The 18,667-nt window shown below is 72.4% G+C and carries 19 protein-coding genes and 1 pseudogene; 7 read left to right on the top strand and 13 right to left on the bottom strand.

Annotated elements, in window-relative coordinates:
* Positions 1-33: 33 nt before the first annotated feature.
* The gene (locus ACIBA9_RS16735; protein WP_399363567.1) at positions 34-795 is read right to left on the bottom strand and encodes a prolyl oligopeptidase family serine peptidase; all 762 of its coding nucleotides are present in this window, start codon (positions 793-795) and stop codon (positions 34-36) included.
* Positions 796-952: 157 nt separating this feature from the next.
* On the opposite strand from ACIBA9_RS16735, the gene ACIBA9_RS16730 reads away from it, so the two are divergent.
* Positions 953-2,140, top strand: a complete 1,188-nt coding sequence (locus ACIBA9_RS16730; protein WP_399363565.1) for an adenosine deaminase — start codon at positions 953-955, stop codon at positions 2,138-2,140.
* 150 nt (positions 2,141-2,290) lie between these two features.
* A complete protein-coding gene (locus ACIBA9_RS16725) occupies positions 2,291-2,674 on the top strand; it encodes an ATP-binding protein (protein ID WP_399363563.1) in 384 nt (127 codons plus the stop codon).
* A gap of 82 nt (positions 2,675-2,756) precedes the next feature.
* On the opposite strand, the gene ACIBA9_RS16720 is transcribed toward ACIBA9_RS16725, so the two are convergent.
* From ACIBA9_RS16720 to afsQ1, 5 genes are all read right to left on the bottom strand, one after another.
* Positions 2,757-2,957, bottom strand: a complete 201-nt coding sequence (locus ACIBA9_RS16720) for a PspC domain-containing protein (protein WP_362150829.1) — start codon at positions 2,955-2,957, stop codon at positions 2,757-2,759.
* Between the two features lie 111 nt (positions 2,958-3,068).
* Positions 3,069-3,629: a VanZ family protein gene (locus tag ACIBA9_RS16715; RefSeq protein WP_399363561.1), complete on the bottom strand. Its 561-nt coding sequence runs from the start codon at positions 3,627-3,629 to the stop codon at positions 3,069-3,071.
* 88 nt (positions 3,630-3,717) lie between these two features.
* Positions 3,718-4,320: a hypothetical protein gene (locus ACIBA9_RS16710; protein ID WP_399363559.1), complete on the bottom strand. Its 603-nt coding sequence runs from the start codon at positions 4,318-4,320 to the stop codon at positions 3,718-3,720.
* The gene (locus tag ACIBA9_RS16705) at positions 4,317-5,909 is read right to left on the bottom strand and encodes an ATP-binding protein (RefSeq protein ID WP_399363557.1); all 1,593 of its coding nucleotides are present in this window, start codon (positions 5,907-5,909) and stop codon (positions 4,317-4,319) included. Before ACIBA9_RS16705 ends, ACIBA9_RS16710 begins: the two co-directional genes overlap by 4 nt.
* Positions 5,906-6,583 (bottom strand): two-component system response regulator AfsQ1, encoded by a 678-nt coding sequence (gene afsQ1 / locus ACIBA9_RS16700; protein WP_362150835.1) that lies wholly within the window; start codon positions 6,581-6,583, stop codon positions 5,906-5,908. Before afsQ1 ends, ACIBA9_RS16705 begins: the two co-directional genes overlap by 4 nt.
* Before the next feature lie 241 nt (positions 6,584-6,824).
* Here afsQ1 and ACIBA9_RS16695 point away from each other — a divergent pair, with 241 nt between their 5' ends.
* Positions 6,825-7,562: a SigE family RNA polymerase sigma factor gene (locus ACIBA9_RS16695; RefSeq protein ID WP_399363555.1), complete on the top strand. Its 738-nt coding sequence runs from the start codon at positions 6,825-6,827 to the stop codon at positions 7,560-7,562.
* A gap of 201 nt (positions 7,563-7,763) precedes the next feature.
* Here the strand turns inward: ACIBA9_RS16695 and ACIBA9_RS16690 are convergent, their stop codons facing one another.
* Positions 7,764-8,396, bottom strand: a complete 633-nt coding sequence (locus ACIBA9_RS16690) for a uridine kinase (RefSeq protein WP_399363553.1) — start codon at positions 8,394-8,396, stop codon at positions 7,764-7,766.
* A gap of 127 nt (positions 8,397-8,523) precedes the next feature.
* Here ACIBA9_RS16690 and ACIBA9_RS16685 point away from each other — a divergent pair, with 127 nt between their 5' ends.
* The gene (locus ACIBA9_RS16685) at positions 8,524-8,922 is read left to right on the top strand and encodes a hypothetical protein (RefSeq protein ID WP_399363551.1); all 399 of its coding nucleotides are present in this window, start codon (positions 8,524-8,526) and stop codon (positions 8,920-8,922) included.
* Positions 8,923-8,997: 75 nt separating this feature from the next.
* Here the strand turns inward: ACIBA9_RS16685 and ACIBA9_RS16680 are convergent, their stop codons facing one another.
* The 3 genes from ACIBA9_RS16680 to deoC are packed head-to-tail and all read right to left on the bottom strand — an operon-like array spanning position 8,998 to position 12,291.
* Positions 8,998-9,882 carry an aldehyde dehydrogenase family protein gene (locus tag ACIBA9_RS16680; protein WP_399363549.1) on the bottom strand — a complete coding sequence of 295 codons (885 nt, stop codon included), beginning with the start codon at positions 9,880-9,882 and terminating at the stop codon, positions 8,998-9,000.
* On the bottom strand, positions 9,875-11,320 hold the full coding sequence (locus tag ACIBA9_RS16675) for an aldehyde dehydrogenase family protein (protein WP_399363629.1): 1,446 nt from the start codon (positions 11,318-11,320) through the stop codon (positions 9,875-9,877). The genes ACIBA9_RS16680 and ACIBA9_RS16675 overlap by 8 nt, the downstream gene beginning before the upstream one ends.
* Positions 11,321-11,331: 11 nt before the next feature.
* On the bottom strand, positions 11,332-12,291 hold the full coding sequence (gene deoC, locus ACIBA9_RS16670) for a deoxyribose-phosphate aldolase (protein ID WP_362151379.1): 960 nt from the start codon (positions 12,289-12,291) through the stop codon (positions 11,332-11,334).
* 136 nt (positions 12,292-12,427) lie between these two features.
* On the opposite strand from deoC, the gene ACIBA9_RS16665 reads away from it, so the two are divergent.
* Positions 12,428-13,129, top strand: a complete 702-nt coding sequence (locus ACIBA9_RS16665; protein ID WP_399363547.1) for a PH domain-containing protein — start codon at positions 12,428-12,430, stop codon at positions 13,127-13,129.
* 454 nt (positions 13,130-13,583) lie between these two features.
* Positions 13,584-13,781: pseudogene (locus tag ACIBA9_RS16660) on the top strand (hypothetical protein); the annotation flags it as partial.
* Positions 13,782-13,804: 23 nt separating this feature from the next.
* Here the strand turns inward: ACIBA9_RS16660 and ACIBA9_RS16655 are convergent.
* From ACIBA9_RS16655 to ACIBA9_RS16645, 3 genes are all read right to left on the bottom strand, one after another.
* Positions 13,805-15,451 carry a phospho-sugar mutase gene (locus ACIBA9_RS16655; RefSeq protein ID WP_399363545.1) on the bottom strand — a complete coding sequence of 549 codons (1,647 nt, stop codon included), beginning with the start codon at positions 15,449-15,451 and terminating at the stop codon, positions 13,805-13,807.
* Between the two features lie 127 nt (positions 15,452-15,578).
* Positions 15,579-16,403, bottom strand: coding sequence for a purine-nucleoside phosphorylase (locus ACIBA9_RS16650; protein ID WP_399363543.1), 825 nt, complete (start codon positions 16,401-16,403; stop codon positions 15,579-15,581).
* A gap of 157 nt (positions 16,404-16,560) precedes the next feature.
* Positions 16,561-16,998: a gamma-glutamylcyclotransferase gene (locus ACIBA9_RS16645; RefSeq protein ID WP_362150853.1), complete on the bottom strand. Its 438-nt coding sequence runs from the start codon at positions 16,996-16,998 to the stop codon at positions 16,561-16,563.
* 99 nt (positions 16,999-17,097) lie between these two features.
* On the opposite strand from ACIBA9_RS16645, the gene ACIBA9_RS16640 reads away from it, so the two are divergent.
* Positions 17,098-18,546 (top strand): NAD(P)H-quinone dehydrogenase, encoded by a 1,449-nt coding sequence (locus ACIBA9_RS16640; RefSeq protein WP_362150856.1) that lies wholly within the window; start codon positions 17,098-17,100, stop codon positions 18,544-18,546.
* Positions 18,547-18,667: the final 121 nt, after the last annotated feature.

The following is an 18,667-nucleotide window of genomic DNA, read 5'->3' as shown; positions in this document are numbered from 1 at the left end:
ACGCCACGCCCCCCGTGGCGCGGCTCCCGGCCCCTACCGTCTCAGTGACCGGCCGAAGTCGGTGGCCAGGGGCATACGGAGGCCGATGGGGGGTGGGGCGGCCAGCGCGTCCTCCACCGGGCGGGAGACGGGGCACCCGAACAGCGCGCCCATGGCGAAGTCCGTGGAAAGGGCGATCACTTCGTCGCGGTGGCCGTGCAACCCGTGGCCGTCCGAGTGCACTTCGAACCGGCACACCTCCCGGTTCACCTTCTTCGCCCGCGCGGCGAACCGGAACGACAGCTCGGGGTCGGTCCGTTCGTCGTTCGTGCCATGGACGATCAGCACCCGGCGGCCCACCAGCTGCTTCACCGGCTCGGCGGGCGCGGCGACGTCCTCCTCCGGCAGCCAGGGAGCCAGCGCGACAACGGAGTTGACCGCCTCGTGGCCGCCCGCGCGCAGCGCCGCCCGGCCGCCCATGTCCACGCCGACCAGGCACACGGGAACGTCTCCGTAGCGCCGTACGACCTCGGCGGCGGCCCACTCGGCGTCGGCCGCGAGGTGCGCCTCGCCGCCGTTCCAGCCCCGGTAGCGGTAGTGCACGGTGTGGACCGCCAGCCCCTCCGCGCGGCCCGCGCGGGCGAGACGGCGGCCCAGGGAGCGCACGAAGATCGCCGCCCGGACGAGGGACGGCCTGCGGACGGAGGCCTCCTCCCCGCCGGGGAGCAGCAGCACCGCTCCGCTGACCGCCGTCGGCTCCGGGCCGACTGCCTTACCCAGCCCGGCCGTTCGGACCGGCGTCGCTTGCTGTCCCATGACAGAACAGTGTCAGAAGGCACGGTGTACGAAACACGTGCGTGCGGTCACCGTTGCGTATCGGCGGAAAAGCGCCCCCAAGCGCCCCCCGGCGTACTCCGGAAGCGCTTTCGGCGTATGCCGCGCTCTCTACGCGCGTAGGAGTTAGAGTGCGGAGATGACGAGCCAGACCGCACCGACCGGGTCCGGCCCGGCGACCGTGCCGGCACACGTTCCGACGCCGGACCAGATCCGCCGGGCACCCAAGGTCCTGCTGCACGATCATCTCGACGGCGGCCTCCGCCCGGACACCGTCGTCGAACTCGCCCGGGAGACCGGCTACGCGGAGCTTCCCGAGAGCGACCCCGACAAGCTGGGCCTCTGGTTCCACGAGGCCGCCGACTCCGGCTCCCTGGAACGGTATCTGGAGACCTTCGGCCACACCGTCGGCGTGATGCAGACCCGCGAGGCCCTGGTCCGGGTCGCCCGGGAGTGCGCCGAGGACCTGGCCGAGGACGGGGTCGTCTACGCCGAGGTGCGCTACGCGCCCGAGCAGCACCTCGAACGCGGGCTGACCCTGGAGCAGGTGGTCGAGGCCGTCAACGAGGGGTTCCGCGAGGGCGAGCGGCGCGCCCGGGAGAAGGGCCGCCGGATCCGGGTCGGCGCGCTGCTCACCGCCATGCGGCACGCGGCCCGCTCCCTGGAGATCGCCGAACTCGCCAACCGCCACCGGGACTCCGGTGTCGTCGGCTTCGACATCGCCGGTGCCGAGGCCGGCTATCCGCCCACCCGGCACCTCGACGCCTTCGAGTACCTCAAGCGCGAGAACAACCACTTCACGATCCACGCCGGCGAGGCCTTCGGGCTGCCGTCCATCTGGCAGGCGCTGCAGTGGTGCGGCGCCGACCGGCTCGGGCACGGCGTGCGGATCATCGACGACATCGAGGTCCGCGAGGACGGCTCGGTGCGGCTCGGCCGGCTGGCCTCGTACGTCCGGGACAAGCGGATCCCGCTGGAGCTGTGCCCCAGCTCCAACCTCCAGACCGGGGCCGCGCCCTCCTATGCCGAGCACCCCATCGGGCTGCTGCGCCGACTGCACTTCCGGGCCACCGTGAACACCGACAACCGGCTGATGTCCCACACCAGCCTGAGCCGGGAATTCGAGCACCTCGTCGAGGCATTCGGTTACACGCTCGACGACCTCCAGTGGTTCTCCGTCAATGCGATGAAATCAGCGTTCATTCCTTTCGATGAACGACTCGCGATGATCAATGAAGTGATCAAGCCCGGGCACGCCGAGCTGAAATCCGAATGGCTGTTCCAGCAGACGGCTTCCACCAGCACTTCTGTCCCGCCGATGAGCTGAACCTCGCCCGATGGACCCCCGAATATGCGGATGCACTCACACCAGGCGTCCGCATTTCGGTGTTTGCGGCGGACGCCCTGGCATGTTTACGGTCGTGGACCGCTCAGATCATTTGTGATCTCCGTCTCCGCATTCAAGGACGCATTCACCATGAAGCAGTCTGCTGCCAAGACCCTCGGTGTCGCCGCCCTCGGTGCCGCCTTCGCCGCCGCCGGTGCGGGCGTGGCCGGCGCGGCCCCGGCCGTGCCGGACTCCGCGCAGACCCTGGCCACCGTCACCAAGGCGGTGCCGCCCTCCACTCTCATCGAGGCACTGCCCGACAGCGGCGCGCTGAAGCAGGTCAAGCCCGTGGCCGCGCGAGGTGCCGAGGCCGCGATGCCGCTGGTGGGCAAGGGTCTCGCCGCCGCGCAGCCGGTTGCCGAGAGTGTCGTCGCCCAGGGGCCGACCAAGCCGGTCGCGGGCCTCCTGGGCGGGCTGCCGCTGAAGGGCCTGCCCGCCCACGGCCTGCCGGTGAACGGGATCCCGGTCGGCTGACGCCGCCTCGCCGCGACGCCGTCGGCGCGCCCCGCTCCGCCCGGGAGCGCCCCGACGGCGTCGGCGCGCTCGGGCGGGGCGCTCACCAGGCGGTGCGGGCCTTGTCCTCCGAGGGCAGCAGGATCCACAGCGCTATGTAGAGCAGGAACTGGGGGCCGGGCAGCAGGCAGGACAGCAGGAAGATCACCCGCATCGTCGTCGCGGAGGTGCCGAAGCGCCGGGCCAGCGCGGCGCACACTCCGCCGATCACACGGCCGTGGGTGGGGCGGGCAAGCGCGCTCATGTGGACTCCTCCGTGGTCGCCGGACCCGCTTCGGTCCGGTGGTCGGGAGCGCCCCGGTGGCGTCCCCAGCTGTATTCCACGGTACGGAGACGAAGGGGACGAAGCATCGCTCTACGGGGCGATCCCGACCCTGGGAATCGTCGGGGTAGGCCCCTGAGACGGCTCCTCCCGCACGACGACCCGCTCCACCGCGGCGCCCTCGTGCCGCACCCGGCGCCGCAGCAGGGCACGGCCCGCCGGGACGACCGCCAGATGCGCCGCCAGCACCCCGACCGTGTTCAGCAGCACCGAGTCGACGTCCACGGCCCGGCCCGGAACGCCGGTCTGCAGCAGGGCGATGCCAAGGGAGATCAGGGCGCCCGCGGCCGCCGTACGGACCAGAGAGGAGAGCGGGGAGACGGTCAGCCTGCCGTGCGCCATCGGCAGCAGCACGCCCAGCGGGGCGAGCAGCGCCAGCCCCTCGGCGAGCGGTCTGACGGCCCCCGGCCAGCCCAGCGCCAGATCGGCCCGGATGCCGGCCAGCGGCCGCAGATTGGGGGGCATCACCCAGGGCACGTCCAGGGGCCGCAGCATCAGCCAGGCGACGACGGTCAGATGGGCGACGAGGAGGACACCCCCCGTCACCCGGATGCGGATCGCGGCGCTGCCGCCGATGGAGCCTTGACGCTGCACGCCTCCCAAGACGCGGCCCCGGGCACGATCGGTTCCATACCGCCCGGTCTCCCGCCGGCGGCACCCTCCCGAAGGGGCCCGGGCGGTGCTACCGGTCGGTGACCTCGCCGGACGGGGGCCGGCTGGAGCCCGGATGGTTACGGACGTCGTCGGTGCACTCGTAGCGGTGCAGCGGCGCCGTGCCGGGACCGGCCAGGACGACCGAGCCGTCGCCCTCGGCGGCGGCGGAGTCGGACAGCGTGCAGACGAGCTGGGCGAGGGCGTAGGCGGTGAGACGGCTCGGGGCCGTGCTCAGCCGCAGGGCGTCCTCGGGGTCCTTGCGGCCGGGCCCGGACACGCTCAGACCGCCCGGCACGTACGTCGTGTAGCCGGCCGACTTCTCCGGGGCCGAGGGGGACGCGGCGAGCTGGTCCAGCAGCCCCTGCGCCACGATCACCCGGCGCCGGGCGTCCGGGGTGCCCTCCGGGACCCGCACGGTCCGGTCGACGGTCACCAGGGACGCCCCGCACAGCAGGAACACCTGCACGGGCACCCCCTGCGCGGACTGCGTCGGCACGTCGGGACCGGCCAGCGAGCACGCCACCCGGGAGGGCGCCGCCCCGAAGTCGGTCGGCACCTCCGTGGCGCGGATGCCGCAGCCGGTGAGCAGCGCGCCCAGGAGGGGCAGCGCCAGCAGGCGTCGTACGGTCATGACCCCTCCTTCCGGGATGCGTCGTCGTGGCCGGCCGGGCCGTCGGGGTCGTCCGCGTCGGCGTCCTCGGTCAGCCGGGAGATGTCCCGGGGCAGCCGGAGGGTGAACACCGCGCCGCCGTCGGGGGAGTTGGCGGCGGTGATCCCGCCGCCGTGGATGTGGGCGTTCTCCAGGGCGATGGACAGCCCGAGGCCGCTGCCCTCGGAGCGCGGCCGGGAGGCGCTCGCCTTGTAGAAGCGGTCGAAGACGTGCGGCAGGACGTCCTCGGGGATGCCCGGGCCGTGGTCGCGGACCTGGATCACCATCTCGTCGTCCGCCTCCCGCACCGACACCCGCACCGGGGAGCCGCCGTGCTTGAGGGCGTTGCCGATCAGGTTGGCGAGGATGACGTCCAGGCGGCGCGGGTCCAGCTGGGCGTGGATACCGCGCGCGGCGTCCAGCTCGACCGCGTCCAGCCAGGCCCGGGCGTCGATACAGGCGGTGATCTGGTCGGCGACGTCGACGTCGTCGAGCACCAGCCGGGCGGTGCCCGCGTCGAAGCGGGTGACCTCCATCAGGTTCTCGACCAGGTCGTTCAGCCGTCGGGTCTCGCTGACCACAAGCCGTACGGCCGGCTCGACCATCGGGTCGATGCCCCCGGCCTCCGACTCCAGCTCCTCCTCCAGCACCTCCGTCACGGCGGTGATGGCGGTCAGCGGTGTCCGCAGCTCGTGCGACATGTCGGCCACGAACCGGCGCGAGGCGTCGTCCCGGGCGGCCATCTCCGCCACCCGTTGCTCCAGCGCCTCGGCGGCGTTGTTGAACGTGCGTGAGAGGTCGGCGAGTTCATCCGTGCCGGAGACCGTGAGCCGGGTGTCCAGCCTGCCCTCGCCGAGCCGCCGCGCCGCCACCCCGAGCCGGTGCACCGGCTTGAGCACGGTCGTGGCGGCGGCCTGCGCGAGTAGCGCGGCGCCGATCAGCGCGAGCCCGGTGGCGATGCCCAGCGACCACGCCAGCGAGTTGAGGTCCTTCGCCTCCGGCTCCAGCGACTTGGCCATGTAGCCGGTCGGGCCGCCGCCGATCACGCGCGTGCCGGCCACCAGGTACGGCGTGCCGTGGTCCGTGACCCGCTGCCAGTACAGGTGGTAGGGCTCCTTGCCGGAATCGGCCACCTTCTGCCGCTTGTTGACGGCGGCACGCAGCGAGGCGGGCACGTCCTCCAGCGAGAAGCCGTTGAGTCCGCCCGAGTTGCCGTACACCGTCTTGCCGGCCGCGTCCTGGCCGACCAGCAGCACGCTGAAGTGCTGGCTGTCGGCGGCCATCTGGCCCGCGGCGCGTTGCAACGCGTCCTGTGTGGGGTGCTCCGGCAGCGCCCCCGCCCGGTTCTGCATCTCCTGCCGGAAGTCGCGCAGTACCGCGTCCTGGGCGCGGGTGAGCACGGCCTCCCGGTTCAGCCAGTAGGCGATGCCCGACGCGGACACCGCGGCGGTGAGCGCGACCAGACCGAAGACGACGACCAGTCGCAGCCGGAGACTGGTGAACCGCAGCCGCGACATGCTTCCCTTGCGCCCCGCGGTCCAGCCGCGCGGCCCCCCTCGGGTGTCGGTCACTGAGGCGTGTCCAGGCGGTAGCCGACACCACGGACGGTACGGATCAGGGTCGGGGAGGAGGGCACGTCCTCCACCTTGGCGCGCAGCCGCTGCACGCACGCGTCCACCAGGCGCGAGTCGCCCAGGTAGTCGTGCTCCCACACCAGCCGCAGCAACTGCTGCCGGGACAGCGCCTGACCGGGACGGCGGCTCAGCTCCAGCAACAGCCGCAGCTCGGTCGGGGTCAGTTGCAGATCGACGCCGTTCTTCGTCACCGTCATCGCCGAACGGTCGATGACGAGGCTGCCGAACGTCGCCGAGTCGCTGGACTCGCGCTCCCCGCGCCGCAGCACGGCACGGATCCGGGCGTCGAGCACCCGCCCCTGCACCGGCTTGACCACATAGTCGTCGGCGCCCGACTCCAGGCCGACCACCACGTCGATGTCGTCGTTGCGCGCGGTCAGCAGGATGATCGGCAGCTGGTCGGTGCGCCGGACGCGCCGGCACACCTCGAACCCGTCGATTCCGGGCAGCATCACGTCCAGCACGATCAGGTCCGGCCGCTGCTCGCGCAGCAACTTCAGACCGTCCTCGCCGCTGGCAGCGGTGGCCACCCGGTGTCCCTGGCGCGTCAGGGACAGCTCCAGGGCCGTACGGATGGCGTCGTCGTCCTCGATCAGCAACAGGGAAGGCACGAGGCTCATTCTGGCCCATGGAAGGGGTGGTGGACGACCTGTGGGACCGATCCCCGCGTACCGCCACCACCTGTGTGCCCTCTGTGACGGATGTGTGGCGGACCCCTGTGACAGGTCTGTGACAGACGACGGACACGGCGATGAAATGGCCCCGCCAGTCTTTTGGTCACGGGCACGGCGGTCAGCCGGAACAGCCCGCGGAAAGACCGAGTCACCGGAAGTCCACGACGGGGAGCGCGAGATGAACACGCTGCACGGCATCAGCACGACCGCAGTGGTCACGCGTCTGCACGACGTGAACCGGGGATCCGAGAAGTCCGGTGCCGTGAGCCCGCGGGGGTGCGCTCGCGGCACCGGGCGTCAGCACACCGCCTATATGACGGTGGTTGACGCCCGCACGGGGGAGACACACGGGGGAACCGCGTACGGGGAGGGCCCGGGGGAGCGCCGTTCGCTGTCGGAGGCGGAGTTCACCGCCTACGTCCAGGAGCGCCGCGCCTCCCTGTACGCGACCGCCTACCACCTGACCGGTGACCGTTTCGAGGCCGAGGACCTGCTGCAGAGCGCGCTGTTCTCGACCTACCGGGCGTGGGACCGGATCAGCGACAAGGCGGCGGTCGGCGGATACCTCCGCCGCACCATGACCAACCTGCACATCAGCGCCTGGCGGCGCCGCAAGCTCAACGAGTACCCGACCGAGGAACTGCCGGAGACGCCCGGCGAGACGGACGCGATGCGCGGCACCGAGCTGCGCGCGGTCCTGTGGCAGGCGCTGGCCCGTCTGCCCGAACCCCAGCGCACCATGCTGGTCCTGCGCTACTACGAGGGCCGCACGGACCCGGAGATCGCGGAGATACTCGGCATCAGTGTCGGCACGGTGAAGTCCAGCATCTGGCGGTCGCTCCGCCGGCTGCGCGAGGACGAGGTCCTCAGCTTCGGCCGTGACGAGGAGGACGCCTTCGGCGAACTGGTCGCCTGAAGGCGGAGGGTCACCGGGGGGTGGCCCTCAGGGGGACGGAGGAGGCCACCGGGGGGTGGGCCCTTTCCGTAGAAGGGGGAACCACCGGGGGGTGGGGCCCACGGGGGAGCACGGAGAAACGGGACTGGTGGGCCGGGGGGCCCGTCCAGTCCCGTTTCGCGTGCGCTCACGGCCCGCACGCCACCGTGTGCGCTACGGCCCTCACGCCACCGTCTGCCGGTGCGGCCGGCGGCCGGCCGCCGCCGCGAGCCGGCCCAGTGCCTCGTCGCGGTCGCACGGGTACGCCCCGAGGGAGGCCTGGCGGGCGACGATGGACCGTTCCGCCCGCATCAGCCGCCAGCCGCGGCGCAGCAGGAATGGCACCGACTTGCGGCCCTCCTTCAGATCCCGCAGGAAGCGCCGCCGGAACGTGGTGAGCGGGCCGCGGGTCAGGCACAGGGCGTCGGCGAGCACGCCCCGTTCCCGGCAGCGCTCGACGATCTCCGCGGCGAAGATCCCCTCCGCGATGAACAGCGGGGTACGGCCGATGTTCAGCGTCTCCTCGCCGGTACGGGCGCTCAGCGCGAGGTCGTACACCGGTACCGGCGTCGATCCGGTGGCACACAGCCGGGAGATGGCGTCGAGCGCGACGTCCGCGTCCCAGGAGCCGGGGTGATCCCAGTCGATGTCCGAACTCCCCTGCACCAGGGGCAGGGTCGGGTCGTCACCCTCCTTGTAGAAGTCGTCCAGGCGCAGGACGGGGAGCCCGGAACGGGCGGCGACGAGGGACTTGCCCGAGCCCGAGGGGCCGCACAGCAGCACGACACGGGCGGGGGACGGAGGATGAAGGCTCACGGAACACCAGTTTGACGCATGGGGGGCCGCCTGCCGACCCCGCGGGTCGTCTTTTGAGCGTGACGCCCGCCTCAACTACCCTGTGTGTCGACATCATTACCCTGAGCATCAGAAGGTGGCATCGCACATGGCACGAGACGCGTCCCCCGGCAATCTCACCGCCCAGCGCGCCCTGATCGCCCTGTCGGTCGCCGGCGCGGTCCTGGGCGCGGGTGCGGCGACCGCCTCCGCCGCCTCCGTCCCGGCGCTGGGGCTGAACTACCGGCCCACGAACCTCGGCAACATCGACCCGCAGGCCGGCCTGAAGGCCGTGACCGGCACCGTCGGCTACGTCACCGGCGCCGCCGCCGACCTCAAGCCCAACCCGCTCGCGGGCACCGGCGTCGACCCCCTCGACAACGGCGTCGGCACCCAGCTCGCCGACTTCCGGCCGGTCACCTCGCGGATGCTGACCGCGCCGGTGGCGCAGGCGCGCTCGCTCGGCGCGGTGCCGGTGCTCGGCCAGGTGGTCGGGTCGCTGCGCTGACCCGCGCGCACGGCGGAGAGCCGCGCCTCCCCCGGACGGAGGGGAAGCGCGGCTCCCGTACGAGTGGTCCCGCCGTCAGTAGGCCGAACCGGACGCGCCCAGCGAACCCGTGGGGTGCCAGACGGTCTTGGTCTCCAGGAACGCCGTCATGCGGTCGATGCCCGGCGTCTCGAAGTAGTCCACAGGCTGTGGACGCAGGACGCGCTTGAGGTTGTCCGCGGCCGCGATCTCCAGCTCCTTCGCCAGCGCCTCGTCGGCGCCCGCGAGGTCGATCGCGTTGACGTCCTGGTGCGCGGCCAGCGGGGCGGCGAGTTCCGCCGTACGGCCGGACAGGACGTTGACCACACCGCCCGGCACATCCGAGGTGGCCAGCACCTCGCCCAGGGAGAGGGCGGGCAGCGGGGCCTTCTCGGAGGCGATCACGATCGCGGTGTTGCCGGTGGCGATCACCGGGGCCAGCACCGAGACCAGGCCCAGGAAGGACGACTCCTGCGGGGCCACGACGGCGACCACACCGGTCGGCTCCGGGGAGGAGAGGTTGAAGTACGGGCCCGCGACCGGGTTGGCGCCGCCGACCACCTGGGCGATCTTGTCGGTCCAGCCCGCGTACCAGACCCAGCGGTCGATGGTGGCGTCCACGACCGCCGCCGCCTTGGACTTCGACAGGCCCTCGGCGTCGGCCACTTCGCGCCCGAACTGCTCCCGGCGGCCCTCCAGCATCTCCGCGACGCGGTAGAGGACCTGGCCGCGGTTGTAGGCGGTCGCGCCGGACCAGCCGCCGAACGCCTTGCGCGCGGCCACGACCGCGTCCCGGGCGTCCTTGCGGGACGACTGGGGGGCGTTGGCCAGCCACTTGCCCTTCGAGTCCGTCACCTCGTACACCCGGCCGCTCTCGGAACGCGGGAACTTCCCGCCGACGTACAGCTTGTAGGTCTTGAAGACGCTCAGACGGTCAGACATCGAGGTAAGCCTCCAGGCCGTGGCGGCCGCCCTCGCGGCCGAAGCCCGACTCCTTGTAGCCGCCGAACGGCGACGTCGGGTCGAACTTGTTGAACGTGTTGGACCAGACGACACCGGCCCGCAGCTTGTTCGCGACGGCCAGGATCCGCGAGCCCTTCTCGGTCCAGATGCCGGCCGACAGGCCGTACTGCGTGTTGTTGGCCTTGGCGACCGCCTCGTCCGGAGTGCGGAAGGTGAGCACCGACAGCACCGGGCCGAAGATCTCGTCGCGGGCGATGGTGTGCGCCTGTGTGACGTTGGTGAACAGCGTCGGCGCGAACCAGTAGCCGGAGGAGGGCAGTTCGCACTCCGGGGACCAGCGCTCGGCGCCCTCCGCCGCGCCTTGATCGGCCAGCGCGGTGATCCGGGCCAGCTGCTCGGCGGAGTTGATCGCGCCGATGTCGGTGTTCTTGTCCATCGGGTCGCCGAGGCGCAGCGTGGACAGCCGGCGCTTGAGGGAGTCCAGCAGCTCGTCCTGGATCGACTCCTGGACGAGGAGGCGGGAGCCGGCGCAGCAGACCTGGCCCTGGTTGAAGAAGATGCCGGTGACGATGCCCTCGACGGCCTGGTCGATGGGGGCGTCGTCGAAGACGAGGTTGGCGCCCTTGCCGCCCAGCTCCAGGGTGAGCTTCTTCCTCGTGCCCGCGACCGTGCGGGCGATCTCCTTGCCGACGGCCGTGGAGCCGGTGAAGGCCACCTTGTTCACGTCGGGGTGCGCCACCAGTGCGGCACCGGCGTCGCCGTAGCCGGGGAGGATGTTGACGACACCCTTGGGCAGGCCGGCCTGGCGGCAGATGTCCGCGAAGAAGAGCGCGGAGAGCGGGGTCGTCTCGGCGGGCTTCAGCACGACCGTGTTGCCGGCCGCCAGCGCCGGGGCGATCTTCCACGCCAGCATCAGCAGCGGGAAGTTCCACGGGATGACCTGGCCGGCCACGCCCAGCGGACGCGGGTCGGCACCGAAGCCGGCGTGGTCGAGCTTGTCGGCCCAGCCCGCGTAGTAGAAGAAGTGCGCGGCGACCAGCGGGAGGTCGGCGTCGCGGGTCTCCCTGATCGGCTTGCCGTTGTCCAGCGTCTCCAGGACGGCCAGCTCGCGGCTGCGCTCCTGGATGATCCGGGCGATGCGGAAGAGGTACTTGGCACGCTCGGAGCCGGGCAGCGCCGACCACTTCCCGAACGCCGTGCGGGCGGCCCGCACCGCGCGGTCGACATCCTCGGCGCCGGCCCGGGCGACCTCGGAGAGGACCTCCTCGGTCGACGGGCTGACCGTCTTGAAGACCTTGCCGTCGGCCGCCTCGACGAACTCGCCGTCGATGAACAGGCCGTAGGAGGGGGCGATGTCGACGACCGAGCGGGACTCGGGCGCCGGCGCGTACTCGAACGCGGAAGGGGTGTTTCGCATGTTCATGGGTCTCAGTCCACCGTCACGTAGTCGGGGCCGGAGTAGCGTCCGGTGGCCAGCTTCTGGCGCTGCATCAGCAGGTCGTTCAGCAGCGAGGAGGCGCCGAAGCGGAACCAGTGGTTGTCCAGCCAGTCCGCGCCGACGGTCTCGTTGACCAGGACGAGGAACTTGACGGCGTCCTTGGTGGTGCGGATGCCACCGGCGGGCTTCACGCCGACCTGGACGCCGGTCTGGGCGCGGAAGTCGCGCACCGCCTCCAGCATCAGCAGGGTGTTGGCCGGGGTCGCGTTGACGGCGACCTTGCCGGTGGAGGTCTTGATGAAGTCGGCGCCGGCCAGCATGCCGAGCCAGGAGGCGCGGCGGATGTTGTCGTACGTCGACAGCTCGCCCGTCTCGAAGATGACCTTCAGTCGGGCGCTGTCCCCGCAGGCCTCCTTTACGGCGACGATCTCGTCGTACACCTTCAGGTACTTGCCGGCGAGGAACGCGCCCCGGTCGATGACCATGTCGATCTCGTCGGCGCCCGCGGCGACGGCGTCCCGCACGTCGGCCAGCTTCACGTCGAGGGCGGCGCGGCCGGCCGGGAAGGCGGTGGCCACCGAGGCGACCTTCACGCCGGAACCGGCGACGGCCTCCTTGGCGGCGGCCACCATGTCGGGATAGACGCACACGGCCGCCGTGGCCGGGGTCGTCCGGTCCGTGGGGTCGGGGCGGACCGCCTTGGCGCCGAGCGCCCGGACCTTGCCCGGGGTGTCCGCGCCTTCCAGCGTCGTCAGGTCGACCATCGAGATGGCGAGGTCGATGGCGTACGCCTTCGCGGTGGTCTTGATGGAACGGGTGCCGAGAGACGCGGCGCGCGCCTCCAGGCCGACCGCGTCGACGCCGGGCAACCCGTGCAGGAAGCGGCCCAGCGTGCTGTCGGACGCGGTGACGCCGGCGAGAGCATGTGCTGTGGGTGCAGAGGTGGGCATGGTCACCAGACGAGCATATCTACGCGCGTAGCGGCTGTACAGCCCCCGTGCTCGTCGCCGGGCCGCAGATCACGGATGAGCGCCGGTCCCGGGGCACCCGGGCGCACTCACGCCCGCGTCGGGCACAATCGGGGCCATGACCACCCCGGACCACCCGTCACCCGCGTCACAGCCTCCGGTACCCGCCGTCAAGGACCGGATCTACCGCTCGCCCCTGGGGCTCCTGGGCGGCGTGCTGCTGCTCGCGGTCGTCTGCTGGCTGGGCTTCGACGCGCTGGTCAAGGGCCACGACCGCACGCCGTGGCTGGCGCTGGCCGGGATGATCCTGGTGATCCCCCTGGTGACCGCCTTCACCCTCCGCCCGGCGGTCTTCGTCAACGACGACCGGCTGCGCGTCCGCAACCCCTTCCGGGTCATCACGCTGCCCTGGGGCGCGGTCGAGGCCCTGCGCTCCGGCTTCACCAACGAGATCGTCGCCAAGACCGGCACCAAGTACCAGCTGTGGGCGATCCCGGTCTCGCTGCGGGCCCGCAAGAAGGCGGCCCGCCGCGGGCAGCGGGCCGCGGCGGACGCGGCCCGGGGCGTCACCCCGGGCGGCCGGGTCGGCGCCCTCGGCCCGAGCGGCCTCGGCCTCGGCGGGTTCGGCCTGCGCGGCCCGGAGACCGGCCCGACCCGGGCCGAGACCGACCGCGTCATGGACGACCTGCGGGAGCTGCTGGAGCGGAGCGGGCAGTCCGAGAGCGCCCAGGGCGAGCCGAGCGCGCGCTGGGCCTACGAGGTCATGGCCCCGGCGGCCGCCGGCGCGATCCTCCTGGCGATCCTGCTCGCCACGGGCTGACGCCCACCCGGCGGCATACGGCGCGAACCCCGCCCGGGCGGCGGGGGACGGGGCGAGGCGACGGCCCCACCCGGTGACCAACGCGCCGCGGCCGACCCGGCTCGGGCGGCCGTCCGCGCGGCCACCACACGCCCGGTCTCCTCCTCGGCGTACGCGGGCAGCCCTTGAGCCGTCCGCGTCGAGCGCCTCGTGCTGGGTCCGGGGACGGAGGGCGGGCGTCCGTTTCCCGGACCGGATCCGGCGGACCGGTTCCACGCCGCACCCGAAGGCCCCGGCGGCGCCCCGCTCGCTTGGGCCATCGGGCTCGGGCACGGCGCCCCCCTCCGCCCTCCGGCGCACCGCGACGGTCACGTCTTCCACGTCAGCGCCAACGGAGTCTGGCTGACGAAGGCGGTACCCCCGCGCTACCTGCGCTTTCCCGGCCCCACTGACGACGGGCGCTGACCCACGGGTCATGATCGGCGGTATGGACCGCTCGCCCGGACATCTGCCGTCCACCGAGGCCGCCGTCACCGTCCTGCGCTCACTCGCCGCGCACTACGCGCGCGAGATCGAGGTGAGCCACGACATCGGCGCCGACCGGACCTCCCGCCGCGCCGCCGCGGGCACCGGTGTGACCACGGACCCGGACGGCTCCCTGCCGCACGAAGCGTCCGATCGGCGGAACGCCTCGGCTCAGAGGCCGGCCGCCGCCGCGAAGCCCCGCTTCAGAGTGTCGAGGAGCCGGGTGGCCCGGGCCCGGGCCGACGGCAGGTCGGCGTGGGTCGCGACCGGCACGACGACCTCCAGATAGCACTTGAGCTTGGGCTCGGTGCCGCTCGGGCGGACGATGACGCGGGCGCCGTCGAGGGTGTAGCGCAGGCCGTCGGTGGGCGGCAGCTTGTCCGTGCCCCGGGTGAGGTCCTCCGCCCTGGTGACGGCCAGACCGGCCAGCTCGGCCGGCGGCCGCTCGCGCAGGCGGCCCATCGCGTCGGCGATCACGGAGAGGTCCTCGACCCGGACCGACAGCTGGTCGGTGGCGTGCAGCCCGTGTTCGACGGCCAGGTCGTCCAGGAGGTCGAGCAGCGTGCGGCCCTCCTCCTTGAGTACGGAGGCCAGCTCGGTGATCAGCAGCGCCGCCGTGATGCCGTCCTTGTCGCGCACCCCCTGCGGGTCCACGCAGTAGCCGAGGGCCTCCTCGTAGCCGTAGCGCAGGCCGTCGACGCGGGCGATCCACTTGAAGCCGGTCAGGGTCTCCTCGTACGGCAGCCCCGCCTTGTCGGCGATCCGGCCGAGCAGGGAGGAGGAGACGATCGACTCGGCGAACGTGCCGCGCGCCCCGCTGCGCACCAGGTGGGCGGCGAGCAGGGCACCCACCTCGTCGCCGCGCAGCATGCGCCACTCGCCGCCGTCCTCGACGGCCACCGCGCAGCGGTCCGCGTCGGGGTCGTTGGCGATGACCAGGTCCGGGCCGGTCGCACGGGCCCGCGCGAACGCCAGGTCCATCGCGCCCGGCTCCTCCGGGTTGGGGAAGGCGACCGTCGGGAAGTCCGGGTCCGGTTCGGCCTGCTCGGCGACGAGCACCGGTTCGGGGAAGCCGGCGCGGGCGAAGGCGGCGAGCAGGACGTCCTTGCCGACGCCGTGCATCGCCGTGTAGACCGTGCGGGCGGTGCGCGGGGACCCGGCGGCCAGGACGGCGTCCGTACGGGCCAGATAGGCGTCCAGGACCGACTCGTCCAGGGTCTCCCAGCCGGAGTCGGGGCGCGGTACGTCGTTCAGGGAGGCGATCGCCTCGATCTCGGCGGCGATCCCCGCGTCGGCGGGCGGCACGATCTGGGAGCCGTCGCCGAGGTACACCTTGTAGCCGTTGTCCCGGGGCGGGTTGTGGCTGGCGGTGACCTCCACGCCCGCGACCGCGCCGAGGTGCCGTATGGCGAAGGCCAGCACGGGGGTGGGCAGGGGGCGCGGGAGCACGGCGGCGCGCAGGCCGGCGCCGGTCATCACGGCGGCGGTGTCACGGGCGAAGTCGGCGGACTTGTGGCGGGCGTCGTAGCCGATGACGACGAGGCCGGCGTCGTCCCCCCCGTGGGGGGTTCCGTTCTTCTTCAGGTACGCGGCGAGACCGGCGGCGGCGCGGACGACGACACTGCGGTTCATGCGCATCGGGCCGGCGCCCAGTTCGCCGCGCAGACCCGCGGTGCCGAACTGGAGGGTGCCGGAGAAGCGGGCCGACAACTCCTTCGTGTCGCCGGCGTCGATCAGCTCGGCGAGTTCGTCACGGGTGTCCGTGTCGGGGTCCTCGGCGAGCCATGCCTTGGCCCGGGCGATCAGATCGTCGTGCACCTTGGGATCAACCTCTCCTGTGTTTGCCTGGTTGCCTGGTCCCGCCGGGCGCTTCGCCCCCGGTCCCCCGTCTTTGCCCTCACCCGGCGCCGGCCACGCCCCGGCCGGCGCCGCCCGGTGGTACCGGTCAGATCCTGCCGAGCACCTGGGTCAGCAGCTGGCCCATGCGCGCCGCCGAGTCGCGGCCCGCCTGGAGGACCTCTTCGTGGTTGAGGGGTTCGCCGGTCATGCCCGCGGCCAGGTTGGTCACCAGGGAGATGCCCAGCACCTCGGCGCCGGCCTCGCGCGCGGCGATGGCCTCCAGCACCGTGGACATGCCGACCAGGTCCGCGCCGATCACGCGGGCCATGCGGATCTCGGCCGGGGTCTCGTAGTGCGGGCCGGGGAACTGCGCGTAGACGCCCTCTTCGAGGGTGGGGTCGATCTCCTTGCACAGGGCGCGCAGGCGCGGCGAGTACAGGTCCGTCAGGTCGACGAAGTTCGCGCCGACGATCGGGGAGGTCGCCGTCAGGTTGATGTGGTCGCTGATCAGCACCGGCTGGCCGGGACGCATGCCCTCGCGCAGACCGCCGCAGCCGTTGGTGAGGACCACGGTCTTGCAGCCGCCGGCGACGGCGGTGCGCACACCGTGCGCGACGGCGGCGACGCCACGGCCCTCGTAGTAGTGCGTGCGGCCCAGGAAGACCAGGGCGCGCTTTCCGTCGAAGGAGTACGAGCGGATCTTGCCACCGTGGCCCTCGACGGCCGGCGGCGGGAAGCCGGGCAGCTCGGTGACCTGGAATTCGGCGTCGGGGGTGCCCAGTGCGTCGACGGCCGGAGCCCAGCCGGAGCCCATCACCAGGGCGACGTCGTGGGTCTCGGCGCCGGTGAGTTCGCGCAGGCGCGCGGCGGCGGCGTCGGCGGCGGCGTAGGGGTCGCCCTGGATGTCGTCCGGAAGAAGAGATGCGTTCACGCCGACGAGGGTAGCCGGTCTGCGCCTACGCGCGTAGATGACAGAGCCCACGGTATTGCGATCGTTGTCTTGTCGTTTTCCACGAACGGGGGACGAAAGGGCGGGAAAGGGGCAACCGTCGGCTCGACCGGTGTGCGGGCGGGACGCGGGAGGGCGGTCAGCAGGGGCGCTTGCGGAGTTCCATCACATAGTCGTGCGGCGCCCCGGCCGACTCCGCCGCGTCGGCGATCTCGCCCAGATAGCGCGCGGAGGGCAGCCCGCCCTCGTAGCCGTCGAGGACATACGCCCAGGCCGACTCCTCGCCGTCCAGGGTGTGCACGCGCACGCGTACCCGGCGGTAGATGCCGAGCCCCACGCCCTCCCACCGGTCGAGCGACTCCTCGTCCAGGGGCGCGAGGTCGTACAGGCCGACGAAGACCTGCGCCAACGGGTCCTCCACGAGCGTCGCCAGCGCGCCCTCCCAGCCCAGCTGCTCCCCGCCGAAGGTCAGCCGCCAGCCGTTCAGCCAGCCGGTGGCGCGCAGCGGCGAGTGCGGGGCGCGGCGGGACATCAGCCGCGCGTCGAGGTTGCCGGCGTACGCGGCGTAGAGCGACATGGGTGAGAGCGTACGGCAGGGGGAACGCGGGCCACTTCCGTCCCGGCCGGCCCCTGGGCACGCCCCCCGGGGCGGTGCCACCTTGAGGCGTGCGGGACAATGGGGTACGTGACTCGGATCGTGATCATCGGTGGCGGACCCGGCGGATACGAGGCGGCCCTGGTGGCCGCCCAGCTCGGCGCGGAGGTGACCGTCGTCGACTGCGACGGTCTGGGCGGAGCGTCGGTGCTGACCGACTGCGTGCCGTCGAAGACCCTTATCGCCACGGCCGAGGTGATGACCACCTTCGACTCCTCCTACGAGGAGCTGGGGATCATCGTCGCCGACGACACCCCTCCGCTGGAGCAGGCGGCCCGGGTGGTCGGCGTGGACCTGGGCAAGGTCAACCGGCGGGTCAAGCGCCTCGCGCTCGCCCAGTCCCACGACATCACCGCCTCGGTCACTCGCGCCGGAGCCCGGGTCCTGCGCGGCCGCGGCCGGCTGGACGGGATGCAGGGCCTCGACGGTTCCCGCAAGGTCGTCGTCACCGCCGCCGACGGCACCGAGGAGACCCTGCCCGCCGACGCCGTCCTCATCGCCACCGGCGGCCACCCGCGCGAGCTGCCCGACGCCCAGCCCGACGGCGAGCGCATCCTCAACTGGACCCAGGTCTACGACCTCACCGAGCTGCCCGAAGAGCTGATCGTGGTCGGGTCCGGCGTCACCGGCGCCGAGTTCGCCGGCGCCTACCAGGCACTGGGGTCCAAGGTCACCCTCGTGTCGTCCCGGGACCGCGTGCTGCCCGGGGAGGACCCGGACGCCGCCGCCGTCCTGGAGGACGTCTTCCGCCGCCGCGGCATGAACGTCATGGCCCGCTCCCGTGCGCAGTCCGCCAAGCGCGTCGGCGACCGGGTCGAGGTGACGCTGGCCGACGGCCGGGTCATCACCGGCAGCCACTGCCTCATGGCCGTCGGCGCCATCCCCAACAGCGCGGGCCTCGGTCTGGAGGAGGCCGGCGTCAAGCTGCGCGAGTCCGGTCACATCTGGACCGACAAGGTCTCCAGGACGACCGCTCCCGGCGTCTACGCGGCCGGTGACGTGACCGGCGTCTTCGCCCTCGCGTCCGTCGCCGCCATGCAGGGCCGCATCGCCATGTACCACTTCCTCGGCGACGCGGTGGCCCCGCTGAACCTGAAGACGGTCTCCTCCAACGTCTTCACCGACCCGGAGATCGCCACCGTCGGCTACTCGCAGGCGGACGTGGACGCGGGCAAGATCGACGCGCGGGTGGTCAAGCTGCCCCTGCTGCGCAACCCGCGCGCCAAGATGCAGGGCATCCGGGACGGCTTCGTCAAGATCTTCTGCCGCCCCGGCACGGGCATCGTCGTCGGCGGTGTGGTCGTGGCTCCCCGCGCCTCGGAACTCATCCACCCCATCTCGATCGCCGTCGACAACAATCTGACGGTCGAACAGATCGCGAACGCGTTCACGGTCTACCCCTCCCTTTCGGGGTCGATCGCGGAGGTCGCCCGGCAGCTGCACACCCGCAAGGCGAGCGCCGAGGCCTGAGCCTCCGGCCAACTTCCCGCTGGTCACGGGGAGTTGTCGCGTGTGCGTACGGCATAGTCGGGGCGGGTAGGCCCTATATCACCTCCCGCCCCACCATGCGAACAACTTCTGTTATTCGGCG

This window comes from Streptomyces sp. NPDC051452 (assembly GCF_044454765.1).
In the GTDB taxonomy this organism is placed as follows: domain Bacteria; phylum Actinomycetota; class Actinomycetes; order Streptomycetales; family Streptomycetaceae; genus Streptomyces.
Note: the sequence above shows the minus strand (reverse complement) of the source record. Positions and strands in the feature narration are given on the sequence as shown.

Excerpts from the sequence above, each read along its gene's own strand:
- ACIBA9_RS16645 (WP_362150853.1), bottom strand. The coding sequence starts at position 16,998 with ATGTCGCTCTACGCCGCGTACGCCGGCAACCTCGACGCGCGGCTGATG.
- ACIBA9_RS16710 (WP_399363559.1), bottom strand. The coding sequence starts at position 4,320 with ATGACCGTACGACGCCTGCTGGCGCTGCCCCTCCTGGGCGCGCTGCTC.
- ACIBA9_RS16680 (WP_399363549.1), bottom strand. The coding sequence starts at position 9,882 with ATGTCTGACCGTCTGAGCGTCTTCAAGACCTACAAGCTGTACGTCGGC.
- ACIBA9_RS16685 (WP_399363551.1), top strand. The coding sequence starts at position 8,524 with ATGGCACGAGACGCGTCCCCCGGCAATCTCACCGCCCAGCGCGCCCTG.
- ACIBA9_RS16695 (WP_399363555.1), top strand. The coding sequence starts at position 6,825 with ATGAACACGCTGCACGGCATCAGCACGACCGCAGTGGTCACGCGTCTG.
- ACIBA9_RS16640 (WP_362150856.1), top strand. The coding sequence starts at position 17,098 with ATGGGGTACGTGACTCGGATCGTGATCATCGGTGGCGGACCCGGCGGA.
- ACIBA9_RS16735 (WP_399363567.1), bottom strand. The coding sequence starts at position 795 with ATGGGACAGCAAGCGACGCCGGTCCGAACGGCCGGGCTGGGTAAGGCA.
- deoC (WP_362151379.1), bottom strand. The coding sequence starts at position 12,291 with ATGCCCACCTCTGCACCCACAGCACATGCTCTCGCCGGCGTCACCGCG.
- ACIBA9_RS16730 (WP_399363565.1), top strand. The coding sequence starts at position 953 with ATGACGAGCCAGACCGCACCGACCGGGTCCGGCCCGGCGACCGTGCCG.
- ACIBA9_RS16725 (WP_399363563.1), top strand. The coding sequence starts at position 2,291 with ATGAAGCAGTCTGCTGCCAAGACCCTCGGTGTCGCCGCCCTCGGTGCC.
- ACIBA9_RS16675 (WP_399363629.1), bottom strand. The coding sequence starts at position 11,320 with ATGCGAAACACCCCTTCCGCGTTCGAGTACGCGCCGGCGCCCGAGTCC.
- ACIBA9_RS16720 (WP_362150829.1), bottom strand. The coding sequence starts at position 2,957 with ATGAGCGCGCTTGCCCGCCCCACCCACGGCCGTGTGATCGGCGGAGTG.
- ACIBA9_RS16665 (WP_399363547.1), top strand. The coding sequence starts at position 12,428 with ATGACCACCCCGGACCACCCGTCACCCGCGTCACAGCCTCCGGTACCC.